Below are 540 nucleotides of genomic sequence, written 5' to 3'. Positions count from 1 at the left end.
TAGCTCAGTCGGTTAGAGCACCGTCTTGATAAGGCGGGGGTCGATGGTTCGAATCCATCCAGACCCACCAACGGTCAAGCGAGTCGGTCCAAGGATCGAACGGATTCAAGACGCGGGGGATTAGCTCAGCTGGGAGAGCACCTGCTTTGCAAGCAGGGGGTCGTCGGTTCGATCCCGTCATCCTCCACCAATCCTCAATGCACAGCGTTCAGGCGACTGAATGTTGTGCATTGGCGATTGATAGCCAGTTGATGTCGCAAGTATTGCAATACGCTTGTCGGCTAAACGTTCTTTAACAATCTGGAAGAAGTAGTAAAGAGAATCTGAGAAAGCACTTAGAGATGGGTGTGAGTAGCAGATTCAGGGTAGTGATTGTATCAAGTATGAAAAGGTGATCGAAAGATTGCTTTGGAATACGGCACAACGCGAATACTCAGCCTATAGCGAACAGTGGATGTGCAAACAGACACACTCGTTATAGGGTCAAGCGAACAAGTGCATGTGGTGGATGCCTTGGCGATCACAGGCGATGAAGGACGC

The 540-nt window shown here is 50.2% G+C and carries 1 tRNA gene; it reads left to right on the top strand.

What is annotated here, in order from left to right:
* Positions 1-114 precede the first annotated feature (114 nt).
* A tRNA-Ala gene (locus AWB74_RS45240) sits at positions 115-190 on the top strand.
* Positions 191-540: the final 350 nt, after the last annotated feature.

The organism is Caballeronia arvi, from assembly GCF_001544695.2.
Taxonomy (GTDB): domain Bacteria; phylum Pseudomonadota; class Gammaproteobacteria; order Burkholderiales; family Burkholderiaceae; genus Caballeronia; species Caballeronia arvi.
This window is presented reverse-complemented; position numbering and strand designations above follow the sequence as displayed.